Below are 21,341 nucleotides of genomic sequence, written 5' to 3'. Positions count from 1 at the left end.
GGGGAGTTATAGCATGATGAGGAAAGTGGTTATCGCAGCCGGCGCGCTCGCGGCATCGGCAGTCGTGGCGCAGGCAGCGACGCTCGACACGGTGAAGAGCCGCGGCACGCTGGTGTGCGGCGTCAGCGCCGGCTTTGCCGGCTTCTCGGCGCCGGACTCGCAAGGCAACTACAAAGGCCTCGACGTCGACTATTGCCGCGCGCTCGCGGCCGGCGTGCTGGGGGATGCCAGCAAGGTGCGCTACGTCTCCCTGACCGCGCAGAACCGCTTCACCGCGCTGCAATCGGGCGAGATCGACGTGCTTTACCGCAACTCGACGCAGACCTATTTGCGCGGTGTGACGCTCGGCCTCCGCCAGGGCCCGATCAATTTCTACGACGGCCAGGGCTTTGTCGTGAAGAAGGACCTCGGCGTCAAGGAGATCAAGGACTTGAAGGGCGCCACCGTCTGCGTCGCCCAGGGCACCACGCACGAAGTCACGCTCGGCGATTACGGCCGCGCCAACGGCATCGACTGGAAGCCGCTGGTGTTCGACCGTGTCGACACCATGTACCAGACCTTCTTCGGCGGCCGCTGTGACGCCATGACCCAGGACGCCTCCGCGCTCGCGGGCGCCGTGACCACCGCAGCCCCGAACCCGGCCGACTACGTCGTGCTGCCGCAGACCATCAGCAAGGAGCCGCTCGGCCCCTTCACCCGCAACGGCGACGAGGTCTGGAGCGACATCGTCACCTGGCTGCATTACGGCCTGATCGAGGCCGAAGAGCTCGGCGTCACGCAAGGCAATGTCGACGACATGGCGAAGTCGCAGACGCCCGCGATCCAGCGCCTGCTGGGTGCCTCCGGCGACCTCGGCTCACGGCTCGGGCTCGACAACAAATGGCTGGTCACCGCGCTCAAGGCCACCGGCAATTACGGCGAGATCTACGAGCGCAATGTCGGCAAGGCGAGCCCGCTCAAGCTCGACCGCGGCCTCAACGGCCTCTGGAGCAAGGGCGGCTTGATGTACGCGGTGCCGTTCAAGTAAACGTCTCTCGTGTCCCGGACGCGCTGCAGCGTGCCAACGCTGCTGCGCAGAGCCGGGACCCAGGAGGCCACGGCTTCTGACTCTCCAAAAGAATAAGCCCGGCTTAGCAGCGCATCACTTCGTGCTGCGCCGCGTCCGGGGCACGAGACCGACCAGGTAGTCACTCCCAATGACCACGCCCCCGCGCATCGCCCTGATCCACGCCCTCAAGCATTCCATCGCGCCGATCGAAGCGGCATTCGCCACGGCCTGGCCGGAGGCGCGGCTGATGAACCTGCTCGACGACAGCCTGTCGGCGGATCTGGCCCGCGACGGCGTGCTCAACGACGCCATGACCGGGCGCTTCCTCGCGCTCGGCGACTATGCTGCGGCGACGGGCGCCAATGCGATCCTGTTCACCTGCTCGGCGTTCGGCCCTTGCATCGAGGCGGTGGCACGTGCGCATGCGCCGATGCCGGTGCTGAAGCCGAACGAAGCCATGATCGAGCGCGCGGTGACGATGGGCAAGCGCATCGGCCTGCTCTCGACCTTCCCGCCGACGCTGGCCTCGATGCCGCCGGAGTTTCCGGCCTCGGTCCAGATCGTTCCGAAACTCGCCGAGGGCGCGCTGGCGGCGCTCGACCGCGGCGACCGCGCCATGCACGACCGGCTGATCGTGGACGCATCAAAGGATCTGCGCGATTGCGACGTCATTGCGCTGGCGCAGTTCAGCATCGCCTCGACAGCGCCGCTCGTTGCGGAAGCCACCGGCCGTCCCGTGGTGACCACGCCGGACAGCGCCGTTGACAAGCTGATGAAGGTACTGAAGGCCTAGGCGCCCGCTTTCTTCCGTCGCCGCGCGTCCTTGATCGCGACGGCGAGCGCAGCTTTCGTCTCCTTCACGAAGTCCTCGACCAGTTCCTCACGCGTGGCGTGCGCGGCCTCGCCGGTGAACAGGCCCTGCTCGGCCAGCATCACCACGCCATGCAGCGCCGCCCAGATCTTGAGAGCCTGGCGTTCGCGCAGAAAGCCGACAGCAGGGGCTTCCAGCGCTTCGATCACCAACCCAAATGTCTCGTGCGTGGCCTGTTGCAGTTCGCTGCCCTTGGCTGCGCATGACACCGTGCGTGAGGCGAACATCAAGCGATAGATGCCGTTGCGGCGCAGACCGAATTCGAGCGTCGCCTGCGCCAGCCGCGACAGCTTCGATTGCTTCGACGGTTTTGCCATAGCTTCGCGCAAAATCGCGCTGAGCTCGCGAAACGCCTCCGCCGTCACTGCCGCGAGCAAGGCATCACGGTCGGCGAAGTGCCGGTATGGCGCCGGCTGCGACACGCCGAGCTGCTTCGCCAATGCTTTGATGCTGATCGCCTCGGCACCCCCCTGCTCCGCCTCGCGCAATGCGGCCTTGATCAAGGCGTCGCGGAGATCGCCGTGATGATAGGAGTTCTCGGACTTGCGAGCGGCTTGTGAACGCATCTTGACGGCAAGCCTATAAGTTTGCGCTTGACAGAGGAAGCCTGTCGCGAATGTAATATGCTATAACTTAAAGAAACTCATGATGAGGAACGCGCCGACCCGCCCGGTCCGCGCACAGGCCGAGGAAGCCGCATGGCGGAACGACTGAGAGTTCACGTCGACCCCGACAAATGTCAGGGCCACGCACGCTGCAAGGCGCTTGCGCCGGAGCTGTTCGAGCTCGACGAATACGGGAACGCCCATGAAGCCGGCGACGGCGTCGTTCCGCCCGGTCTCGAAGACAAAGCCTGGCTTGCCAAATCCAATTGCCCGGAGATTGCGATCGATGTGATCGAGGAGTAGCGCGGCTTTAGCCGCACCGCGTGCCTTCAGCGACCACCAGTTCTTAAGGGATCCGAGATGTCCGACGCCACTCCGCCCGCCGCCCATCCGCCCGTCACCGACTGGGTCCATGATTTCGATCATACCGATCCGCAATGGACGGAGGATCCCTTTCCGATCTGGGAGGAGCTGCGCGCCGCAAGCCCGGTCGTGCACACCGAGCGTTTCCTCGGCTGTTACATGCCGACCACCTATGAAGCAGTGCGCGAGATCGCCAACGACACCGAGCATTTTTCCTCGCGCCGCATCATCGTGCGCGACGTCCGTCCCGAGGTCGCGAGGAACGCCGCACCGCCGATCACTTCCGATCCGCCCGAGCACAAGCCAGCCAAGCAGCTTTTGTTGCCGCCCTTCACGCCGGACGCGATGAAGAAGCTGGAGCCGCGGATGCGCGCGATCTGCAACGAGCTGATCGACGGCTTCATCGCCGACGGCAAGGTCGACGCCGCCGCGCGCTACGCCAAATATATCCCGGTTCGGGCCATCGCCCACATGCTCGGCATCCCCGAGAGCGACAGCGATCTCTTCATCAACTGGATCCACATGATCCTGGAGCTCGGCATCAAGGACGAGAGCAAGCTGCTCCAGGCCGTCCAGGAGATGAGTGCCTATTTCAGGACGCATATCGAGGAGCGAAGATCGAAGCCGACCGACGATCTGATCTCCTATCTGATGAATGCCAGGGACAAGGAAGGCCAGCCGCTGGAAGAGTCCCACGTCCTGGGCTCGCTGCGCCTGCTCCTGATCGCCGGCATCGACACCACCTGGAGCGCGATCGGCTCCTCGCTCTGGCACCTCGCCAAGACGCCGGGCGACCGCGAGAGACTGATCGCCGAACCCGGGCTGATCCCGACCGCGGTGGAAGAGCTGCTGCGCGCCTATTCTCCGGTGACGATGGCCCGCGAGGTGGTCAAGGAGACCACGATCTCGGGCTGCCCGGTCAAGGCGGGCAACATGGTGTTGCTGTCCTTCCCGGCCGCAAATCGCGACCCTGAGATGTTTTCGGACGCTGACAAAGTCGTGATCGACCGTCGCGAAAATCGGCACGCCGCCTTCGGCCTCGGCATTCACCGCTGCGTCGGTTCCAACCTCGCGCGCATGGAGATGCAGGTGGCGCTGGAGGAATGGCTGAGGCGCATCCCGGATTTCCGGCTCGATCCGGCAGGCACGGTGGCCTGGTCACAGGGAACGGTGCGAGGCCCTCGCCAGTTGCCATTCCTGCTCGGAAAGGCGATGTAGGCCTTTTCCAGACAACGGAGAGGCCGGACGTGACTGAACAGGCAACCAACCCGGCCTCCGACCATATCGACATCGCCGACGCGAAGCGGCGGATCAAGGCGATCTTCATCGGCTCCATCGGCAATCTCGTCGAGTGGTACGACTTCTACGCCTACACGGCGTTCGCGCTCTATTTCGCTCCCGCCTTCTTCCCCGGCAACGACCCCGTCGTGCAGCAATTGAACGTCGCCGTCGTCTTCGCGGCGACGTTCCTGATGCGGCCCCTGGGCGGCTGGTTGTTCGGCTATCTCGCCGACCATTTCGGACGGCGCATCTCGCTCACGCTCTCGGTCGTCTTCATGTGCTTCGGTTCGCTGATCATCGCGCTGACGCCGACCTATGCCACGATCGGGTTCGCCGCGCCGGTCATCCTCGCGCTTGCGCGGGTCATCGAGGGCCTGAGCCTGGGCGGCGAATATGGCGCCAGCGCCACCTATCTCAGCGAGGTCGCCGATCCCAAGCACCGCGGCTTCTATTCGAGCTTCCAATACGTCACCCTGATCGGCGGCCAGCTCACCGCGATCATCGTGCTGCTGCTCCTGCAGAAGGTGTTCCTGACGCCCGAGGAGCTGAAGGCCTGGGGCTGGCGCATCCCCTTTGCGATCGGCGCGCTGCTGGCGATCTTTGCCGCGGTGATGCGGCGCGGCCTGCACGAGACGGAGGCGTTTGAGGAAGCCAGGAAGGTGGTGAAGCCGACCGGTTCGATCACCAATCTGCTGCGTTATCCGCGCGAACTGTTGCTGGTGGTCGGCCTCACCGCCGGCGGCACCGCCGCGTTCTACACCTTCACCACCTACATGCAGACCTTCGTCAAGCTTTCGGTCGGGCTGACCGAGGACCAGACCACTTTCGTGATCTTCGGCACGCTGATCTTCGCGACCATCCTCCAGCCGATCTACGGCGCGATCTCCGACAAGATCGGGCGCAAGCCGCTGCTGATCTTCTTCGGTGTCGCCGGCACGCTCGCGACGGTGCCGCTGTTGATGACGCTGAAGGAGACCAAGTCGCCCTTTGTCGCGTTCGTCCTGATCTGCTGCGCCTGGCTGTTCGTCGCCGGTTACACCTCGATCAACGCGGTGGTGAAGGCCGAGCTGTTCCCGACCAATGTCCGCGCGCTCGGCGTCGGCCTGCCCTACGCCATCACGGTGTCGGTCTTCGGCGGCACGGCACCGGCGATCGCGCTTTATTTCAAGAGCATCGGGCACGAGCAATGGTTCTACTTCTACCTCAGCGCTATCATCTGCCTGTCCCTGGTCATCTATGCTACCATGCGCGACACCAAGCACAGTTCCGCAATGCATCGGCACGAGTAGACTATGGCTGACGAGACACCATCCGACAGCAAGCTGACGCGCACCAAGGAGAAATGGGCGCGCGAGGGCCGCTTTCTCACGGGGAAGATCACGCGGCCGGAGGACCAAAGACTCCCGCCCGGCCAGCACCTCACCAAGGACTGGCCTGTGCTCGATCTCGGGGTGGTGCCGCCCATATCGCGCGACCGCTGGCGGCTCGACGTCTACGGCGCGGTCGAAAGTCCCGTGTTCTGGACCTTCGCCGAATTCACCGCGCAGAAGCAGGCGCGGTTCACCTCCGACATCCACTGCGTCACCACCTGGTCGCGCTATGACAATGAGTGGGAAGGGCTTGCCACGCGCGAGCTGCTCGCGGCCTGCCAGCCGCGGGAGGATGCGCGCTTCGTGACGCTGCATTCCCATGACGGCTACACCACCAACCTCGCGCTGGAAGACTTTGCCGCCGAGGATGCGCTGCTCGCCCATAGCTGGTCCGGCCAGCCGCTGACGGAAGAGCATGGCGGCCCGGTGCGGCTGGTCGTGCCGCATCTCTATTTCTGGAAGAGCGCGAAATGGCTTCAGTCCATCGAATTCCTGACCGAGGACGCGCCGGGCTTCTGGGAAGTCCGCGGCTATCATAACCGCGGCGATCCCTGGGCCGAGCAGCGCTATTCCGACGATTAGAATTCAAGCAGGAACGAGGGGACGCCCATGCCGACGGAACGCTTTCAATTCACGGGCGAAGGCGGCCATCAGCTTGCAGCCGCGCTGGAGTTGCCGGACGGCGAGCCTGCGGCCTATGCGCTGTTTGCGCACTGCTTCACTTGCGGCAAGGATACGCTCGCGGCCAAGCGCATCTCGGTTGCGTTGGCAGCCAGGGGCATCGCGGTCCTGCGCTTCGACTTCACCGGGCTCGGCTCCAGTGAAGGCGATTTCGCCAATTCGACGTTTTCGTCCAACGTCGCCGATCTCGTGCGCGCGGCCGACCATCTGCGCAACGCCGGCAAGGCGCCGTCGCTGTTGATCGGCCACAGCCTCGGCGGCGCCGCGATCCTCGCAGCCGCTGGAAGGATTCCCGAGGCCAAGGCGGTCGTGACCATCGCGGCCCCATCCGATCCAGCGCATGTGACCGGCCTCTTCAAGGAGCATATCGACAACATCCGCGCGCAGGGCGAGGTCGAGGTCTCGCTGGCGGGCCGCCCGTTCCGGATCAAGCGCGAATTCCTCGACGACGTAGCCGAGCACGAACTGATGAAAGACATCACCGGCCTGCACAAGGCCCTGCTGGTGATGCAGTCGCCGATCGACGACACCGTCGGCATCGACAACGCGACGCGGATTTTCGTGGCGGCAAAGCATCCCAAGAGCTTCGTCTCGCTCGACCATGCCGACCATCTCCTGAGCAAGCCGGCTGATGCGCTCTACGCGGCTGATGTGGTCGCGGCCTGGGCGAGCCGCTACATCGACGCCGCAAAGCCCGCAAAGCCGATCGATCTCGCCGAACCGCGCAAGGTCGTCGTGCAGGAGACCCGCAAGAGCAAGTTCAACCAGGCCATCACCGTTGGGCCGCACCATCTGGTGGCGGACGAGCCGGTTACGGCCGGCGGCGAAGATGCTGGTCCCGGTCCCTATGACTACTTGCTCGCCGGCCTTGGCGCATGCACTTCCATGACCATGCGGCTCTATGCCGACCGCAAGTCGCTGCCGCTCGATCGCGTCACGGTCACGCTGAAGCATTCCAAGATCTACGCCAGGGATTGCGCGGAGTGCGAGACGCGCGAGGGCATGCTCGACCAGATCGAGCGCGACATCGCAATCGACGGTGAGATGGATGCCGACCAGCGCAAGAAGCTGATGGAGATCGCCGACAAGTGCCCGGTACACCGGACGCTGACCTCGGAAATCCGTATCGTGACCAGAGCCGTGGACTCAACACGCTAGAAGCACGACGCCATCGTCCGTAATGCGACGCTGATCTCGTTCTCGCGCCAAGCCGCAAAGCCGAGCAGCAGGCCGTGATCGCGCGGGCGTTCCAGGGCCAGGCTTGACAGGGCGCGCGTCACGACGCCGGCCGCGCCAAGCCGCTCGACCGCCGCCTGATCCGTGCGGCCGCGCTTGAGACGGGCCACAAGCTGAATGCCGCCCGAGGGAACTTCGACTGACAACACCTCGCCGAGATGGCGCTGCAATCCCTCGACGAGGTGATCGCGGCGCGCGTGATAGAGACGGCGCACGCGGCGCAGATGCGCCAGGAAATGCCCGTCGGCAATGAATTCGGCCAACGCCTCCTGGATGTGGCTCGCGGCAATCAGCCCGATATGCCGCTGCGCGGTCTCGAACGTGCCGACCAGTGCCGGCGGCACGACGAGATAGCCGAGCCGGATATCCGACGTCATCGCCTTCGAGAATGTGCCGACATAGAACACCCGGCCATGGGCATCGAGGCCTTGCAAAGCGGGCACCGGCCGGCTGTCATAGTGGAATTCGCCGTCGTAATCGTCCTCGACGATCCAGGTCTTGCCGGGCCTGCTCAGCCTGAGAAGTTCGGTGCGGCGGGCCAGCGACATCAGCCGCCCGGTCGGGTGCTGGTGCGATGGCGTCATGAAGATTAACGTTGGAGCCGTGCGACCCGGCATCCGTTGCATGCCCTGCTCGTCCAGTCTGATGCCAGTGAGCCGCGCGCCGGACGCGCGGAAGGCGGCTGCTGCGCCGGGATAGCCGGGGTCCTCGACCCAGACCCCGTCGCCGGGTGTGATGATTGCAGCCGCAATCAGGGTCAGCGCGGCCTGTGCACTCGGCAGGATCATGATCTGGTCCGCCGTTGCGCGGACGCCCCTGCTGTTGGCCAGATAATGCGCCAAAGCCTCGCGCAGGCGGGACCGGTTGACCGATCCGAGTTGGCGCCTCGCCGCCTGCACGGCGCTGCGGCGCAAGCAGCGCGCCCATATCTCGTTCGGAAACTCCCTGAAATCGCCGTGCCCGGGACGCAACGGCTTGAGCGGAGCCTGGTAGGACAGCGGCCAGTCGGCCTGCTTGAGCTTCGAGGCCCAGGGTGAAAGCCGCGGCTTGCGCGAGCGCGCGCCGGACGCGGCGGCGCCGGTCCCTTCGACACGTTCGCCGCCGTCGACCGTGACCACGGGACGACGACCGTGCGACGCCGCGAGATATCCCTCGGCGGCGAGTTGCTCGAAGGCATAGGTGACGGTATTGCGCGAGACGCCGAGATCGCTCGCGAGCCTTCGGCTCGACGGCAGCGTCCGCCCCTTGGCCAGACGGCCGTCCGCGATCAGGCCCCGGATCTGGCTGGTCAGCTGCGCCGCCAGTCCCTCGGCGTCGGTCCGCTTCAGCGCGATCAGCGCGGAAATCACGTCTTCCGAAACTGGCACCTTATTCCTTTCATATCTGGCACTTTTTCAGGTGCCAATCCGGATGCTATCCGCCGAGCTGGACTGCTTCAAGGATATTGCAATGAACTCCCTCTCACCCCGCGCGGCAGTCGGCCTGTTCCTCATCGTCGTGCTGGCTTGGGGCGTGAACTGGTCGGTCACGAAACAGCTCGTTCAGTTCTTGCCGCCGCTGTGGACCTCGGCGATCCGGAGCTGGATCGCTCTCGCCGGATTGTTCGTGATCCTCGGACTGAGCAACAATCTTGTGATCCCGGAGCGGCGCGACATTCCCGTGGTCCTCAGCGTGGCGCTGCTGCACATGACGATATTCTCGGTTCTGGTTGCGGCCGGCGTCCGATTCCTGCCCGCGAGCAAGGCCATCGTGCTCGGCTACACGACGCCGCTCTGGGTCGCGATCGCGACGCCGCTGCTCGGACAAGACACGCTGACCGCGCCGAAGCTTGTCGGCGCGCTGCTTGGATTGATCGGCCTTGCCGTCATTTTGAACCCGAATTCGATCGACTGGACCAATTCCAACGTCGTACTGGGCGCCGGAATGGTCATTCTGGCCGCGATGTCCTGGGCGGCGAACATCATCTATATCCGCGCGCATCGATGGATCGCGTCTCCCCTCCAATTGCTGATCTGGCAGCTGCTCGTGGCAACCGTCGTGCTGACGGGATCGGCGATCATCATGGAGGGCGTGCCGCACGCCGAGTGGTCGGGCAGGCTCGTGCTGCTGTTCCTCTATTCCGGCCTGATCGGAACGGCGCTGGCCTATTGGGCAATGTCGATGGTCAACAAGAGCATCTCGGCGCTGACGACGTCGCTCGGCACCACCGGGACGCCGCTCGTCGGCATCGCCAGCGCGGCGATCCTGCTGGGGGAACCGATCGACAAGAGCCTTGTCGTCGCAGCCGCGCTGATCCTCGCCGGCATCGGCCTTGCGACGCTGGGTGATCGCCTGCTGCGCAATCAGGCCACAGCGAGCGGCTGAACGCGCAAAACACCGCGCAGGCCTGCCATCGTGCCAAGCAGGATGCCGGCGAAGGCGACGAACGACCCGAGCGCCAGCGTCGACACGCCGGTGAGCCCTTGCCCGACCGAGCAGCCGAACGCCATCACGCCACCGATCCCCATCAGCGCGGCGCCGCCGGCCGAGCGCAGCATGTGGCGCGGTGAGGAATAGCCTTCGAGATGGAATCGTCGCGTGGCCAGTGCGGTGATCAGGCTGCCGGCGAAGACGCCGGCGACCGTCGCGATGCCGAAGTTCAGCGTCAGGCCGGTCGAGAGCATGGCGTATTGCAGGGCGTCCGCGATCGGTGCGATGAAGGTCAGCGAGGTCACCGGAACCGGGTTGAAGTCGTCGGCGCCGAGATGGCCGGTGACGAGCCATCCGCCCGCAACCAGCAGTCCGACGACGACGCCCCCCAAGATCTGGCCCGGCGAGCGACGGAACGCCGGATGCGCGAAAGCAAACAGGATCAATGCAACGACAAGTACGGCAGCAGCCAGCGCGCGCGAAAGCGCTTCCGCCGGGCCAAGCGTCGCCAGCAGCGACGGCAGCGAATTGACGCTGACGGTGGTTTGCGAGGCTTGAACCAGGGCAATGCGCGCCGGCGCAATCAGGCCCTTGAGCGTCATCTGCGCGGCGATGCCGAGCACGATCACGACGACGAAGGAGCGGAGATTGCCGCGGCCGAGCAGCACCAGCGCACGCGAGCCGCAGCCGTTCGACAGCACCATGCCGTAGCCGAACAGCAGGCCGCCGAGGAACAGCACCGGCGCCGAAAAGGTAGGTTGCAGATAGATCGACTTGCCGAGATCGACCATGCCGGTGCCCGCAAGGAACTGGCTCGCGGCGATCGCAACCGCGATCGCCAGCGCATAAGTCCGCACCAGGCGTCCGTCTCCCCCCGCAAACCAGCCGCGCATGCTGCTCATCAGGCAGAAGCCGCTGAGCAGGCCGACGGCGCCGTAGACAAGGCCGATGGCTAGGCCGGCGACAATGACGAGTTGGGCAGATTCCATCGATTGTTCTCAGAACTCTCGCCATTTCCCGTCATTGCGAGCGCAGCGAAGCAATCCAGGCTGCCGCTGCGGCAAGACTCTGGATTGCTTCGCTGCGCTCGCAATGACGAGCTTCATGGTCGCAGGACGATCCTATCGCGCGACGAGCCGGCCACCGCAGCGTAGGCCTCCCTGGCGCGCTCCAGCGGATAGACGGCGCCCGCCTTGATCGGGAACGGCTTCAGGTGCCCGCTCGCAAAGCCCGGGCCGAGATCGCGCAACACCGCGCCGGTCGCAGCCGAGGACAGGCCCAGCGTGTCGATGCCGACATAGGTGTGCTGCCCTCGATAAAATTCGAGGATGTTGAACTGCACGATGCGATCGATCGCGGCGATCAGGATCTGGCGGCCGCGCAAGGCGAGCGACTTGTGCGCGGCCTGGAAGTAGGGATCGCCGACGGTATTGAATACGATGTCGGCGCCCGTGCCACCGGTCAATTCGCGCACGCGCGCGGCGACGTCGGTCGCGGACGCGTCGATCACCTCGATGGGGGCATTGGTATGGCCTTCGTAGGCTTCCGCCTTGCGCACCACGCCGATGACGCGCGCGCCCTGCCAGGTCGCGATCTGCACCGCAGCCTGGCCGACCTTGCCATTGACGCCGAACACCAGAACGGTCTCACCGCTCTTCGGCACGCCGGCGCGACGAAAACCTTCCATCGCGGTGACGAAGGGCACGCCGATGCCGGCGGCCTCCTCCCACGACACCGTCGTCGGCTTCTCCACCACCGCGTCGGCTTCGACGACGAGATGGGTTGCGTGGGTGCCGTCACGGCGGATACCGAGATCGCCGGAGGAGCCGAACACCTCGCGGCCGACGGTGCCGGCCGGCCCCTCGATCACCACGCCGGCATAGTCGCGGCCCGGTGTGCGCGGGAACACGGCATAGGGCATCAACCCGGTCGCTGCCTTCACGTCGGAGGGATTGACGGCGGCCGCCTTCACCTCGATCAGGACATCGTTCGAACCGCGCGTCAGCGTATGACGCTCGACCACCGGCGCGACCGCGGCAGCGTTCTCGGCCTTGGCATTGAGGCGCACGCAGCGCGCTTCGACGGTTTTGGGTTCGGCTGGCGACATGAAAAGACCCGCGATTTCTCGCGGGCCTTGTCGCCTTTGGAGCCGGTCAAGTCAATCGGCCAAGATTAAGATCAAATCAGTCCTTGGGCCGCTTGTCGAAGAGGCGTCTCGCCTTGCCGAGCGAGCGCTCCAGCGTGGCCGGCGGGACCACCTGCACCCTGGAGCTGATCCCGATGGTGTTCTTGATGTGGGTCGAAACCCGGTCGGCATGGTCGAGCAGACCGCGGCCATCCCAGCTTTCGGATCGCGCCTCCGCGATGATGGTGAGCTCATCCATCCGGCCTTCACGGGTCAGCTCCAGGATGAAGTGGCCGCCGCACCAATCGGTCGCGAGCAGCACCTCCTCGATCTGGGTCGGGAACAGGTTGACGCCGCGCAGGATGATCATGTCGTCGGAGCGCCCGGTCACCTTCTCCATCCGCCGCATGCCCGGACGCGCCGTGCCCGGCAGCAGCCGCGTCAGGTCGCGGGTACGATAGCGGATCACCGGAAAGGCTTCCTTGGTGAGCGAGGTGAAGACCAGCTCGCCCTTCTCGCCGTCGGGCAGCACAGCGCCCGTCTCGGGGTCGATCACCTCGGGATAGAAATGATCCTCCCAGATGTGCAGGCCGTCCTTGGTCTCGATGCATTCCTGGGCGACGCCGGGACCGATCACCTCGGACAGGCCGTAGATGTCGGTCGCGTCCATGTCGAAGGCGTCCTCGATCTCGGCGCGCATCGCGTTGGTCCAGGGCTCGGCGCCGAAGATGCCGACCTTGAGCGAGCACTGGCGCGGGTCGAGCTTCTGGCGCTTGAACTCGTCGAGGATCGCCAGCATGTAGCTCGGCGTCACCGTGATGATATCCGGCTTGAAGTCGTTGATGAGCTGCACCTGCCGCTCGGTCATGCCGCCGGAGATCGGCACCACGGTGCAGCCGAGCTTTTCGGCGCCGTAATGCACGCCAAGCCCGCCGGTGAAGAGGCCATAGCCATAGGCATTGTGGATGATCATGCCGGTGCGGCCGCCGGCGGCGCGGATCGAGCGCGCCATCACGTCCGACCAGGTGTCGATATCACGTTGCGTGTAGCCCACCACGATCGGCTTGCCGGTCGTGCCGGACGAGGCGTGCACGCGCACCAGCTTTTCGCGCGGCACGGCGAACATGTTGAAGGGATAATTGTCGCGCAGATCCGTTTTCACCGTGAACGGGAATTTCGCGAGATCGGAGAACTCGCGAAAATCGGACGGATGCACGCCGGCCGCGTCGAAAGCCCCGCGATAATGCGCGACGTTGTCATAGGCATGCTTCAGCGACCAGGCCAGCCGCTGCTTCTGCAGCGCCATGATCTCGTCGCGCGAGGCGCGCTCATGCGCATCCATCTCGGCGCTATAGGTGCTGCCGCCTTCCTTGAGCTTCGTCAAAGCCATCCTCGTTTCCCACCATTGCTTTGTACTTTTCTTGATCTTCTATTCGTCTTGCGCCGGCAGCCATTTGCCGGGAATGACGCGTGAGTGCCCGCGGAACTCGGCGATGACGATATCGCCTGCCGTGACGCGCACGTCATAGATGCCGGAGCGGCCGCCGCGCGTGATCTCGCGCGCCTTCGCAACAAGGCGGTCGCCGAGCTTGCCCGGCTTGATGAAGGTGATCTGGCCTTGCGCGGCGACCACGCGTTCATTGTGCGAATTGCAGGCAAACGCGAAGGCGGAATCGGCGAGCGTGAAGATGAAGCCGCCATGGGCAATGCGCTGGCCGTTGACCATGTCCGGCCGCACGTTCATCGCGAGCGTCGCGAAGCCGGGACCAATCTCGACGATCTCCATGCCGAGCCCCTTGGAGGCATCGTCCTCCGCCCACATCGCGTCGGCGCAGGCGCGGGCAATATCCCCTGGCTCCAGGGCCGTCTTGAGGTTCACGCGCTTCTCCCGGCGAGATGTTTGCCCATGATGTTCTGCTGGTTGGCCAAGACTGTCAAATAATGCGACGCATTTGCATCGTCAGCGTCGCAGGCGCCTGTTCAGACATGATCATAATCGACCACGACCCGCTCCGACGACGGCTTCGCCTGGCAGGTCAGGACGAACCCGGCCTTCAGTTCCCACGGCTCCAGCGAGTAGTTGATGTCCATCGGCGCTTCGCCTTCGACCAGCTTGGCGCGGCAGGTCGAGCACATGCCGCCCTTGCAGGCGAAGGGCAGATCGACGCCGGCGCGCAACGCGGCATCGAGGATCGCCTCGTCCTCGGCCACCGGGACGTCGCGCCGCTTGCCGTCGATGATCAGCGAGGCGATCGCCTTCGGCGGCGCGTCGGGCGCAACCGCCTTCTTCGGCCGCGGCTTGCCGCCGAACTCGGAGACGAAGCGCTCGACGTGGATGCGGTCTTCCGCGATGCCGAGTTCGCGGCAGGTCGCCTCGATGTCCTCGCTCATGCCGAGGGGCCCGCAAACATAGACATGATCGACGCTGCCCGCCGGCACCAGCGAGCGCAGCAGCACCCTCACCTTGTCGCCGTCGAGCCGGCCATGCAGGATCGGGATGTCCTGGTCCTCGCCGGAGATGACGTGGAAGATGGAGAGGCGATCGATGAAGCGGTCCTTCAGCTCCTCGAGCGCTTCGAGGAACATGATGTTGTCGGTGGTGCGGTTGCCGTAGAACAGGAAGAAACGGCTGCCCGGCTCCCGCGCCAGCGTGCCCTTGACGATCGACAGGATCGGCGTGATGCCGGAGCCGGCGGCAAAGCCGACATGGATGCGTCCGCGCTCTGCCGGCGGGATCACACCAAAGCGGCCCGTGGGCGTCATCACGTCGAGTTCGTCGCCGCATTTCAGCTCGTCCGCCGCCCAGCTCGAAAACGCACCGCCGTCGACCTTCTTCACGGCGATGCGGATCTCACCGTCATCGGGGCCGGAGCAGATCGAATAGGAGCGGCGCACCTCTTCGCCGTCCAGCGTGGTGCGGAGCGTGAGGTATTGGCCGGGCGTGAAGGCGTAATCGCGCGCGAGTTCGCCGGGGATGGCGAATGTCATCGAGACGGCGTCGGACGCCTCGCGGCGAAGGTCGCTGACGGCCAGACGATGGAAGCGCGGTGCGATGGCTGACATTAGAAATACCCCAGCTTGGTCTCACCGCCGTCATTGCGAGCGAAGCGAAGCAATCCAGAGTCGCTCCACGGAGGCAGCCTGGATTGCTTCGTCGCAAGAGCTCCTCGCAATGACGGTGGGCCTAGCATCACGCGTTTCTCAATGACACTTGAAGTAATCGAAGGGTTCGCGGCAGGACCTGCAACGCCACAGCGCCTTGCACGAGGTGGAGCCGAATTCGGACAGCAGCTCGGTGTTCTCGGAGCCGCATTGCGGGCAGGCCACCGCCTGTTCGCCGAACAGCGCCCGGCGCGAGCTCGAGGCCTGCGGCGGCGCGATGCCGTAGGCGCGCAGCTTTCGGCGGCCCTCCTCGGTCATCCAGTCGGTGGTCCAGGCCGGCGACAGCACGGTGCGCACTTTCGGACGGTGGAAGCCGGCGCGCTCCAGCGCAACCTCGATTTCCAGCGCGATCATGTTCATCGCCGGGCAGCCGGAATAGGTCGGCGTGATCGCGACCTCGACATGATCGCCGTCGAGTGCAACCTCGCGCAACACGCCGAGGTCGGCGATGGTCAGCACCGGGATTTCGGGATCGACCACGCCCGCCGCGGCGTCCCAGGCGCGCTGGCGCAGCTCGCTGTCGCGGTCGAGCACGCTCACCATGCCAGCCCCGGGAAGGTGCGCTGCATCGACTGCAACTCGGACAGGAGATGGCCGAGATGCTCGCTGTGCCGGCCCGCGCGGCCGCCTTGCTGCATCCAGTCATTCCGCGGCAAAACCAGTGTGGCTTCGCTGGCGACATCGGAGAGCGTCTGCAACCAGCGACCGCGCAAGGTGCCTGGATCAATCGCGATGTCCGCGTGGATCAGCGCACGCTCGCCGTCATCGACGGCAAACATCTCGCCGGTGAAGGCCCAGAGGTGATCGATCGCAGCTTGCGCACGGGCATGGCTTTCATCAGTGCCGTCGCCGAGCCGGATGAGCCACTCGGAGGCGTGGCGCAGATGATAGGCGCTCTCCTTCTCCGACTTGGCGGCAATCGCCGCCAGCGTCGTATCGCGCGAATTCATCATCGCGCGCCAGTAGAGATCCGCGAACGCCGAATAGAAGAACTGCCGCACCAGGGTCTGGGCGAAATCGCCGTTGGGCTGCTCGACCAGCAGCAAATTGCGATACTGTCGCACGTCCCGCAAGTAAGCGAGCTTGTCCTCGTCGTTGCCCTTGTCTTCGGCTTTGGCCGCGTACGTGTAGAGCTCACGTGCCTGGCCGATCAGGTCGAGCGCGATGTTGGAGAGCGCCATGTCCTCTTCCAGCATCGGCGCATGCCCGCACCATTCCGACAATCTGTGACCGAGGATCAGCGCATCGTCGGCACGGCGCAGCGCGTAGAGCACCAGCGGCGTTTCGGAGACCTGGATGTTGGCGGTCGCCATCACATGTGCCCCACTTCCTCGGGCACCTCGTAAAAGGTCGGATGCCGGTAGATCTTCGATTCCGCCGGCTCGAACATCATGCCCTTCTCGGCGGGATCGCTGGCGGTGATCGCACTCGACGGCACGACCCAGATCGACAGGCCCTCGCCGCGGCGGGTGTAGATGTCGCGGGCGGCCTGCAGCGCCATGGTGGCGTCGCTGGCATGCAGCGATCCCACATGCTTGTGCGCGAGCCCGTTGCGGCTGCGAATGAAGACTTCCCACAGCGGCGTGTTCGGCGTGGCCATATCGATCTCCTACTCCGCGGCTTGTGCGGTCTGGCGCTGCGCGCGCTTTGCCGCATAGGCTGCCGCTGCGTCGCGCACCCAGGCGCCCTCCGCATGAGCCTTGCGGCGCGCGGCCATGCGGTCGCGATTGCAGGGGCCGTTGCCGGCGAGCACCTGCTTGAACTCGGTCCAGTCGATCTCGCTGTATCGCCAGTGTCCGTCGGCATCCTGGGTCATGCCAGGATCGGGAATGGTGAGGCCGAGATATTGCGCCTGCGGCACGGTCGCGTCGACGAATTTCTGGCGCAGCTCGTCGTTGGAGAAGCGCTTGATCTTCCACTTCGTCGAAGCGTCGCTGTGCTGGCTCGTGGCATCGGGCGGGCCGAACATCATCAGCACCGGCCACCACCATCTATTCAGCGCATCCTGCGCCATCGCCTTCTGCTCGTCCGAGCCGCGGCACAGCGTCAGCATGATCTCGTAGCCCTGGCGCTGGTGGAACGATTCCTCCTTGCAGACACGGATCATCGCGCGGGCATAGGGACCGTAGGAGCAGCGGCATAACGGGATCTGGTTCATGATCGCGGCGCCGTCGACCAGCCAGCCGATGGTGCCGATGTCGGCCCAGGTCAAGGTCGGATAGTTGAAGATCGAGGAATACTTGGCTTTGCCCGCGAGCATGGCATCGACCAGCTCTTCGCGCGAGGAGCCGAGCGTCTCGGCGGCGGCGTAGAGATAGAGCCCGTGGCCGCACTCGTCCTGCACCTTGGCGAGCAGCGCGGCTTTCCGGCGCAGGGTCGGCGCACGGGTGATCCAATTGCCCTCCGGCAGCATGCCGACGACTTCGGAATGGGCGTGCTGCGAGATTTGGCGGGTGAGCGTCTTGCGATAAGCCGACGGCATCCAGTCGTTCGGCTCGATCCGCTCTTCGGCATCGATCCGGGCCTGGAATTGCGCAGCCTTGGCCGCGTCCTCGAGACCGCGATCATCGGTCTCGGCCGTATTCAGCGCCTGGGTATACATGCGCGTCCTCCCGTTTGTTGGGAGGCAATATATAACAAGAATCAAGTCGTGCAAGATATTTCTGTAACATAATAGTCAGGCGCCGAACCTCCTTTCCAGCAGCTTTCGCGCTGGCGGCAATGGCCCCTTCTCGTTGGTTCCATGTTCATCGAGCCATTGTTCCGAGGCGGCAAGCAGCGCGCGATAGATCTCGCCGCACAGCTCCCGTGCCGCCGTGCCCGGCCAGTCCGCCGGCAACAGGCTTTCGGGCAACAGCGGATCGCGCAGCACGACGCGGCGGTAGTGGTGGATCAGGAGGATGCGTGCGGTGAAGGCGTCGGCCTCGGACAGCTCCGAACCACGCGCAAGTACGGCACGCAGCGGCTCGAACGTCTTCATGAATTTCAGATAGGCATCCGCGGTGCGATCCAGCGGCCAGCTCGCACTGAGCAGGCGACGGCCGCTGTCGTCCTCGGCCGAGACTTCGAGGCGGATCGCGCCCGAGGCTTGATCCGGCACCGGCACGCCCGACGGCGCGACCCACACGCCCGGCAGCGGACTGCCGAAGCCGGCATTACGGAGCGCTTCGCGCGAAGCGTCACGATCCTCCCCGTTGCCGATCAGCAGCAGCTCGAAGCGCCCCGTCCAATCGGACGGTGGCGGATCGTAGATGTGCCGCGTCGCAGCCTCGAACGTCTGGCGACCCTTGTCGGCCAGGCGATAGAAACTGTTGCGGCCGACCTTTTCGCGGGTGAGCCAGCCGTCGGCGGCAAGGCGCGACATCGCGGTGCGTACTACGCCGGCATCGATGTCCAGACTCCCGAAGAATTCCAGCAGCGTGCCAAGCCACACCACACCGCCGCGCGGCACGATGGCGTCGCCGAACACGGTGATGACGATAGAGCCGGTGCGTGACGGCTCGCGCTTGAGCTGGTCAATGATGCGGGAGAGCGGATGCGCCATGCGGCAGGCTTAGCGCGTTTGGTGCGGGCGCGACAATGGACGGGTGCGACAACGGAAGCGAGGCCCGGGCTCGGTCCTTCGAGACGGCGCTTCCCGCCTCCTCAGGATGAGGTCTGGCTTTCATGTGGCGTCAACGGTCCCCAACCCTCATGGTGAGGAGCGCGGCAACGCCGCGCGTCTCGAAACCATGCAGGCCCGTTCACCGATGCGGATCGGGATACGCCAGGCTGCGCCAGCCGCTGCGGTCGAAGGGGCGCCACTGGCCCTCCTTCTGCGCAAGGCGGTCGGCGACCGCGTAGACCACGGCCGGATGGTGCCCCATGCCGCAATGGCTGCTCTCGACCTCGATGCTCTCGGTCTGCGCGCCCGCCTTCTCCATGCAGCCCTGCCAGGCGCAGACGCCGTCGGTGCGGCTGAAGATGGCCGTGGTCGGCACCGGCGGCGGAGCGGCGAGCTCGCCGCCGAACTCGGGATCGACCTCGTCGGACTTCTGCCCGCTGGCCCATTCATAGACGCGCCAGGCATTGGTCGAACGGGGATTGCCGGCAAAAGGACTTCCGAGCGTGATCACCTGACGCACGCGCTCGGGCATCATCTTGGCAAGCTGACGCGCATAGAGGCCACCGAGGCTCCAGCCGACCAGGCTGATCTTGCGGCCATGGGTATCGTTCAGCTCCTGGACCAGATCGACCATCGCGTGCTGCACGCCGTCACGCAGGCCGTAATTGCGGCCCTGGCGCCAGCCGCTCACCGCGTAGCCTTTGCTGCTCAGGAACGTGCGTAGCGCGCGCGTGGAGGCGTCCGAGGCCACGAGACCCGGCAGCACGAGCACTGGATGCCCGTCGCCACGCGACGCAAGACTCAGCAGAGGCAGTGCGCCGAGGAACGCGCCGAACTCGTGGATCGCGCGCCCTTCCAAGAACATCAGAGTTTTGGACGGCGCACGCAGCGTCTGGGCAGTAGCGGTCATCACTGTGTCCTCTGAGAAGGGCCGGTCGAGAGGCCGGCAAATAGGCATGGATTTCCAACAAGCCGGCTTCCGGATCGTTCCGCAGCGCAACATGAATCAGCTAGGCGGCCGGTTCCCTGCATTCAAGCGGGAGAGTCGCGGGGCGACAATAGCCCCGCACGTTAATGCCAACGGCAGTGACGCAAAAGTCACAGCAATCGAAGCAGGAATTCTACGGAGTAGAGCCCGAGCCCGGCCAGTCCGCCGATCAGCGAACCGTTGAAGCGGATGTATTGCAGGTCGCGCCCGATGTTGATTTCGATCAGCGAAATCAACTGCGCCATGTCCCACGCCTTGACCTGGTCGGAGATGAAGATCGAAACGCCGCTCTTCTGGTCTGCGACGAAGCTGCGCAGCACCGTGACCAGCCCCTTGTTGATCTCGCCGCGCAGCTCGGCATCGCCGGCAAGCGCCTCGCCCGCCGCGACGAACATGCCGGCGAGGTGATGCTGCAGCACCTGTGTCTCGCCGCTCGCGCTGCGCTCGATGAAAGAGCGCGTGTTGGCCCAGACGGTGCGGGCGAGATCGGCGAGCTCGGGCCGCGCCAGGAGATCACGCTTCAAGCCGTCGATGCGGTCGATATAGGCCTGGTCGGTGCCGAGCCGGTCGACGAAGCTCAGCACCATGCGGTCGAACTCGCCGCGGAACGGATGCTTGGGATCGCTGCGCACCTCGTTGAAGAAGGCGGTGGCGGAGGCCACGATCTTGTTCACCAGAAACTTGTCGGCGCGATAGAGTCGCAGCAGGGTCGGCAATTCCGCGCGCACCTTCTCGCGGATCATCCCCATCGTCTCTGTCTGGTTCAACGTCTCGTGCATCACGCGCAGGAGATCGTCGAACAGGATCTGGTGGCGCCCCTCCGCCACGAAGCCGCGCAGCGTGCCGGCCGCAAGCGGCGCAAGGTCGACGGCCTGGAGCTGTGAAGACATCCGACGGATGATGAAGGTCATCAGGCCCGAGCTCTCGGTCGCCGAGACGGCTTCCGGCAACAAACGGAGCGCGAACCGCGCCAAATCATCGCTGCGCTTGCGATCGCGCAGCCAGTCGGCGACGAAGGAGCCGAAATCGATCTCCTTCAGCTTGGCCTCGACGGGATCTGCCGAGAGGAAATGCACCTGGATGAACTCGCCGAGCTTGTCGGCGATGCGAGCCTGGTTGCTCTGGATGATCGCGGTATGCGGAATCGGCAGGCCGAGCGGCCGCTTGAACAGCGCGACCACGGCATACCAGTCGGCGAGGCCGCCGATGGTCGCCGCTTCCGCGAAGGCCGCGATGAAGCCGAACACGGGATGCACGGGAAGCAGCCATTTCGCGACGACGAACAGCGCGAGCGTCGAAGCCAGCACCAGCGTCGCCAGCGCCTTGACGCGGCGCAGCTCGGCGGCGCGTTCGGCATCGCCGGGGGTGTCGAAGGAGAAGGTGGCGGGTGGCGTCATGAGCGATACTTAGCGCGTCGGTCTCTTCGTGTCCCGGACAAGGCGCAACGCGCAGCGTTGCGACGCAGAGCCGGGACCCAGCATGGACCCCGGATCAGCAGAGCACCTTGCCGCACTGGACGATGCTTCGCATCGCCAGGGGCGCGCTGCACTGCATTCGGGGAACGCAGCAGACAAAACAAAAGGCCCGCCGAAGCGGGC

General features: G+C 65.2%; 22 protein-coding genes. 8 read left to right on the top strand and 14 right to left on the bottom strand.

Features of this window, described 5'->3' with window-relative positions; translation table 11 throughout:
- Window positions 1–13: 13 nt before the first annotated feature.
- Both CIT40_RS10800 and CIT40_RS10795 read left to right on the top strand, forming a co-directional pair.
- The gene (locus CIT40_RS10800) at window positions 14–1,027 is read left to right on the top strand and encodes an amino acid ABC transporter substrate-binding protein (RefSeq protein WP_094892456.1); all 1,014 of its coding nucleotides are present in this window, start codon (window positions 14–16) and stop codon (window positions 1,025–1,027) included.
- Window positions 1,028–1,196: 169 nt separating this feature from the next.
- The gene (locus CIT40_RS10795) at window positions 1,197–1,841 is read left to right on the top strand and encodes an aspartate/glutamate racemase family protein (protein ID WP_094892455.1); all 645 of its coding nucleotides are present in this window, start codon (window positions 1,197–1,199) and stop codon (window positions 1,839–1,841) included.
- On the opposite strand, the gene CIT40_RS10790 is transcribed toward CIT40_RS10795, so the two are convergent.
- Window positions 1,838–2,485: a TetR/AcrR family transcriptional regulator gene (locus tag CIT40_RS10790; protein WP_094892454.1), complete on the bottom strand. Its 648-nt coding sequence runs from the start codon at window positions 2,483–2,485 to the stop codon at window positions 1,838–1,840. The two genes, CIT40_RS10795 and CIT40_RS10790, sit on opposite strands and share 4 nt — an antisense overlap.
- Window positions 2,486–2,617: 132 nt before the next feature.
- Here CIT40_RS10790 and CIT40_RS10785 point away from each other — a divergent pair, with 132 nt between their 5' ends.
- The 5 genes from CIT40_RS10785 to CIT40_RS10765 are packed head-to-tail and all read left to right on the top strand — an operon-like array spanning window position 2,618 to window position 7,377.
- Window positions 2,618–2,827, top strand: coding sequence for a ferredoxin (locus CIT40_RS10785; protein WP_094892453.1), 210 nt, complete (start codon window positions 2,618–2,620; stop codon window positions 2,825–2,827).
- Window positions 2,828–2,884: 57 nt separating this feature from the next.
- Window positions 2,885–4,105, top strand: coding sequence for a cytochrome P450 (locus CIT40_RS10780; RefSeq protein ID WP_094892452.1), 1,221 nt, complete (start codon window positions 2,885–2,887; stop codon window positions 4,103–4,105).
- Between the two features lie 29 nt (window positions 4,106–4,134).
- Window positions 4,135–5,457 carry an MFS transporter gene (locus tag CIT40_RS10775; protein ID WP_094892451.1) on the top strand — a complete coding sequence of 441 codons (1,323 nt, stop codon included), beginning with the start codon at window positions 4,135–4,137 and terminating at the stop codon, window positions 5,455–5,457.
- Between the two features lie 3 nt (window positions 5,458–5,460).
- Window positions 5,461–6,120 (top strand): sulfite oxidase-like oxidoreductase, encoded by a 660-nt coding sequence (locus CIT40_RS10770; RefSeq protein ID WP_094892450.1) that lies wholly within the window; start codon window positions 5,461–5,463, stop codon window positions 6,118–6,120.
- 27 nt (window positions 6,121–6,147) lie between these two features.
- Window positions 6,148–7,377, top strand: coding sequence for a bifunctional alpha/beta hydrolase/OsmC family protein (locus CIT40_RS10765; RefSeq protein WP_094892449.1), 1,230 nt, complete (start codon window positions 6,148–6,150; stop codon window positions 7,375–7,377).
- On the opposite strand, the gene pdxR is transcribed toward CIT40_RS10765, so the two are convergent.
- Entirely contained in the window at window positions 7,374–8,822 is a 1,449-nt protein-coding gene (gene pdxR, locus CIT40_RS10760; protein ID WP_094892448.1) for a MocR-like pyridoxine biosynthesis transcription factor PdxR, read from the bottom strand. The two genes, CIT40_RS10765 and pdxR, sit on opposite strands and share 4 nt — an antisense overlap.
- A gap of 82 nt (window positions 8,823–8,904) precedes the next feature.
- Here pdxR and CIT40_RS10755 point away from each other — a divergent pair, with 82 nt between their 5' ends.
- Window positions 8,905–9,819, top strand: a complete 915-nt coding sequence (locus tag CIT40_RS10755; protein ID WP_094892492.1) for a DMT family transporter — start codon at window positions 8,905–8,907, stop codon at window positions 9,817–9,819.
- On the opposite strand, the gene CIT40_RS10750 is transcribed toward CIT40_RS10755, so the two are convergent.
- The 12 genes from CIT40_RS10750 to CIT40_RS10695 all read right to left on the bottom strand — a co-directional run bounded on the left by CIT40_RS10750 (window position 9,798) and on the right by CIT40_RS10695 (window position 21,140).
- Window positions 9,798–10,853, bottom strand: coding sequence for a YeeE/YedE family protein (locus CIT40_RS10750; protein WP_094892447.1), 1,056 nt, complete (start codon window positions 10,851–10,853; stop codon window positions 9,798–9,800). The two genes, CIT40_RS10755 and CIT40_RS10750, sit on opposite strands and share 22 nt — an antisense overlap.
- 113 nt (window positions 10,854–10,966) lie before the next feature.
- Window positions 10,967–11,971, bottom strand: a complete 1,005-nt coding sequence (locus CIT40_RS10745; RefSeq protein WP_094892446.1) for a quinone oxidoreductase family protein — start codon at window positions 11,969–11,971, stop codon at window positions 10,967–10,969.
- A 76-nt stretch (window positions 11,972–12,047) separates the two neighbouring features.
- Window positions 12,048–13,379, bottom strand: coding sequence for a phenylacetate--CoA ligase PaaK (paaK, locus tag CIT40_RS10740; RefSeq protein ID WP_094892445.1), 1,332 nt, complete (start codon window positions 13,377–13,379; stop codon window positions 12,048–12,050).
- A 39-nt stretch (window positions 13,380–13,418) separates the two neighbouring features.
- On the bottom strand, window positions 13,419–13,868 hold the full coding sequence (paaI, locus tag CIT40_RS10735) for a hydroxyphenylacetyl-CoA thioesterase PaaI (protein ID WP_094892444.1): 450 nt from the start codon (window positions 13,866–13,868) through the stop codon (window positions 13,419–13,421).
- Window positions 13,869–13,969: 101 nt separating this feature from the next.
- On the bottom strand, window positions 13,970–15,052 hold the full coding sequence (gene paaE, locus CIT40_RS10730) for a 1,2-phenylacetyl-CoA epoxidase subunit PaaE (protein WP_094892443.1): 1,083 nt from the start codon (window positions 15,050–15,052) through the stop codon (window positions 13,970–13,972).
- A 138-nt stretch (window positions 15,053–15,190) separates the two neighbouring features.
- A complete protein-coding gene (gene paaD, locus CIT40_RS10725) occupies window positions 15,191–15,694 on the bottom strand; it encodes a 1,2-phenylacetyl-CoA epoxidase subunit PaaD (RefSeq protein WP_094892442.1) in 504 nt (167 codons plus the stop codon).
- A complete protein-coding gene (gene paaC, locus CIT40_RS10720; RefSeq protein ID WP_162307438.1) occupies window positions 15,688–16,464 on the bottom strand; it encodes a 1,2-phenylacetyl-CoA epoxidase subunit PaaC in 777 nt (258 codons plus the stop codon). The genes paaD and paaC overlap by 7 nt, the downstream gene beginning before the upstream one ends.
- Window positions 16,464–16,751, bottom strand: a complete 288-nt coding sequence (paaB, locus tag CIT40_RS10715) for a 1,2-phenylacetyl-CoA epoxidase subunit PaaB (protein WP_015687593.1) — start codon at window positions 16,749–16,751, stop codon at window positions 16,464–16,466. Before paaB ends, paaC begins: the two co-directional genes overlap by 1 nt.
- A 9-nt stretch (window positions 16,752–16,760) precedes the next feature.
- Window positions 16,761–17,753: a 1,2-phenylacetyl-CoA epoxidase subunit PaaA gene (gene paaA / locus CIT40_RS10710; protein ID WP_094892440.1), complete on the bottom strand. Its 993-nt coding sequence runs from the start codon at window positions 17,751–17,753 to the stop codon at window positions 16,761–16,763.
- A 75-nt stretch (window positions 17,754–17,828) separates the two neighbouring features.
- A complete protein-coding gene (paaX, locus tag CIT40_RS10705) occupies window positions 17,829–18,695 on the bottom strand; it encodes a phenylacetic acid degradation operon negative regulatory protein PaaX (RefSeq protein WP_094892439.1) in 867 nt (288 codons plus the stop codon).
- Between the two features lie 199 nt (window positions 18,696–18,894).
- Window positions 18,895–19,665 (bottom strand): esterase/lipase family protein, encoded by a 771-nt coding sequence (locus tag CIT40_RS10700; RefSeq protein ID WP_162307437.1) that lies wholly within the window; start codon window positions 19,663–19,665, stop codon window positions 18,895–18,897.
- Window positions 19,666–19,853: 188 nt separating this feature from the next.
- Entirely contained in the window at window positions 19,854–21,140 is a 1,287-nt protein-coding gene (locus tag CIT40_RS10695; RefSeq protein WP_094892437.1) for a DUF445 domain-containing protein, read from the bottom strand.
- Window positions 21,141–21,341: the final 201 nt, after the last annotated feature.

The sequence above is a fragment of the Bradyrhizobium amphicarpaeae genome, from assembly GCF_002266435.3.
GTDB lineage: Bacteria > Pseudomonadota > Alphaproteobacteria > Rhizobiales > Xanthobacteraceae > Bradyrhizobium > Bradyrhizobium amphicarpaeae.
This window is presented reverse-complemented; position numbering and strand designations above follow the sequence as displayed.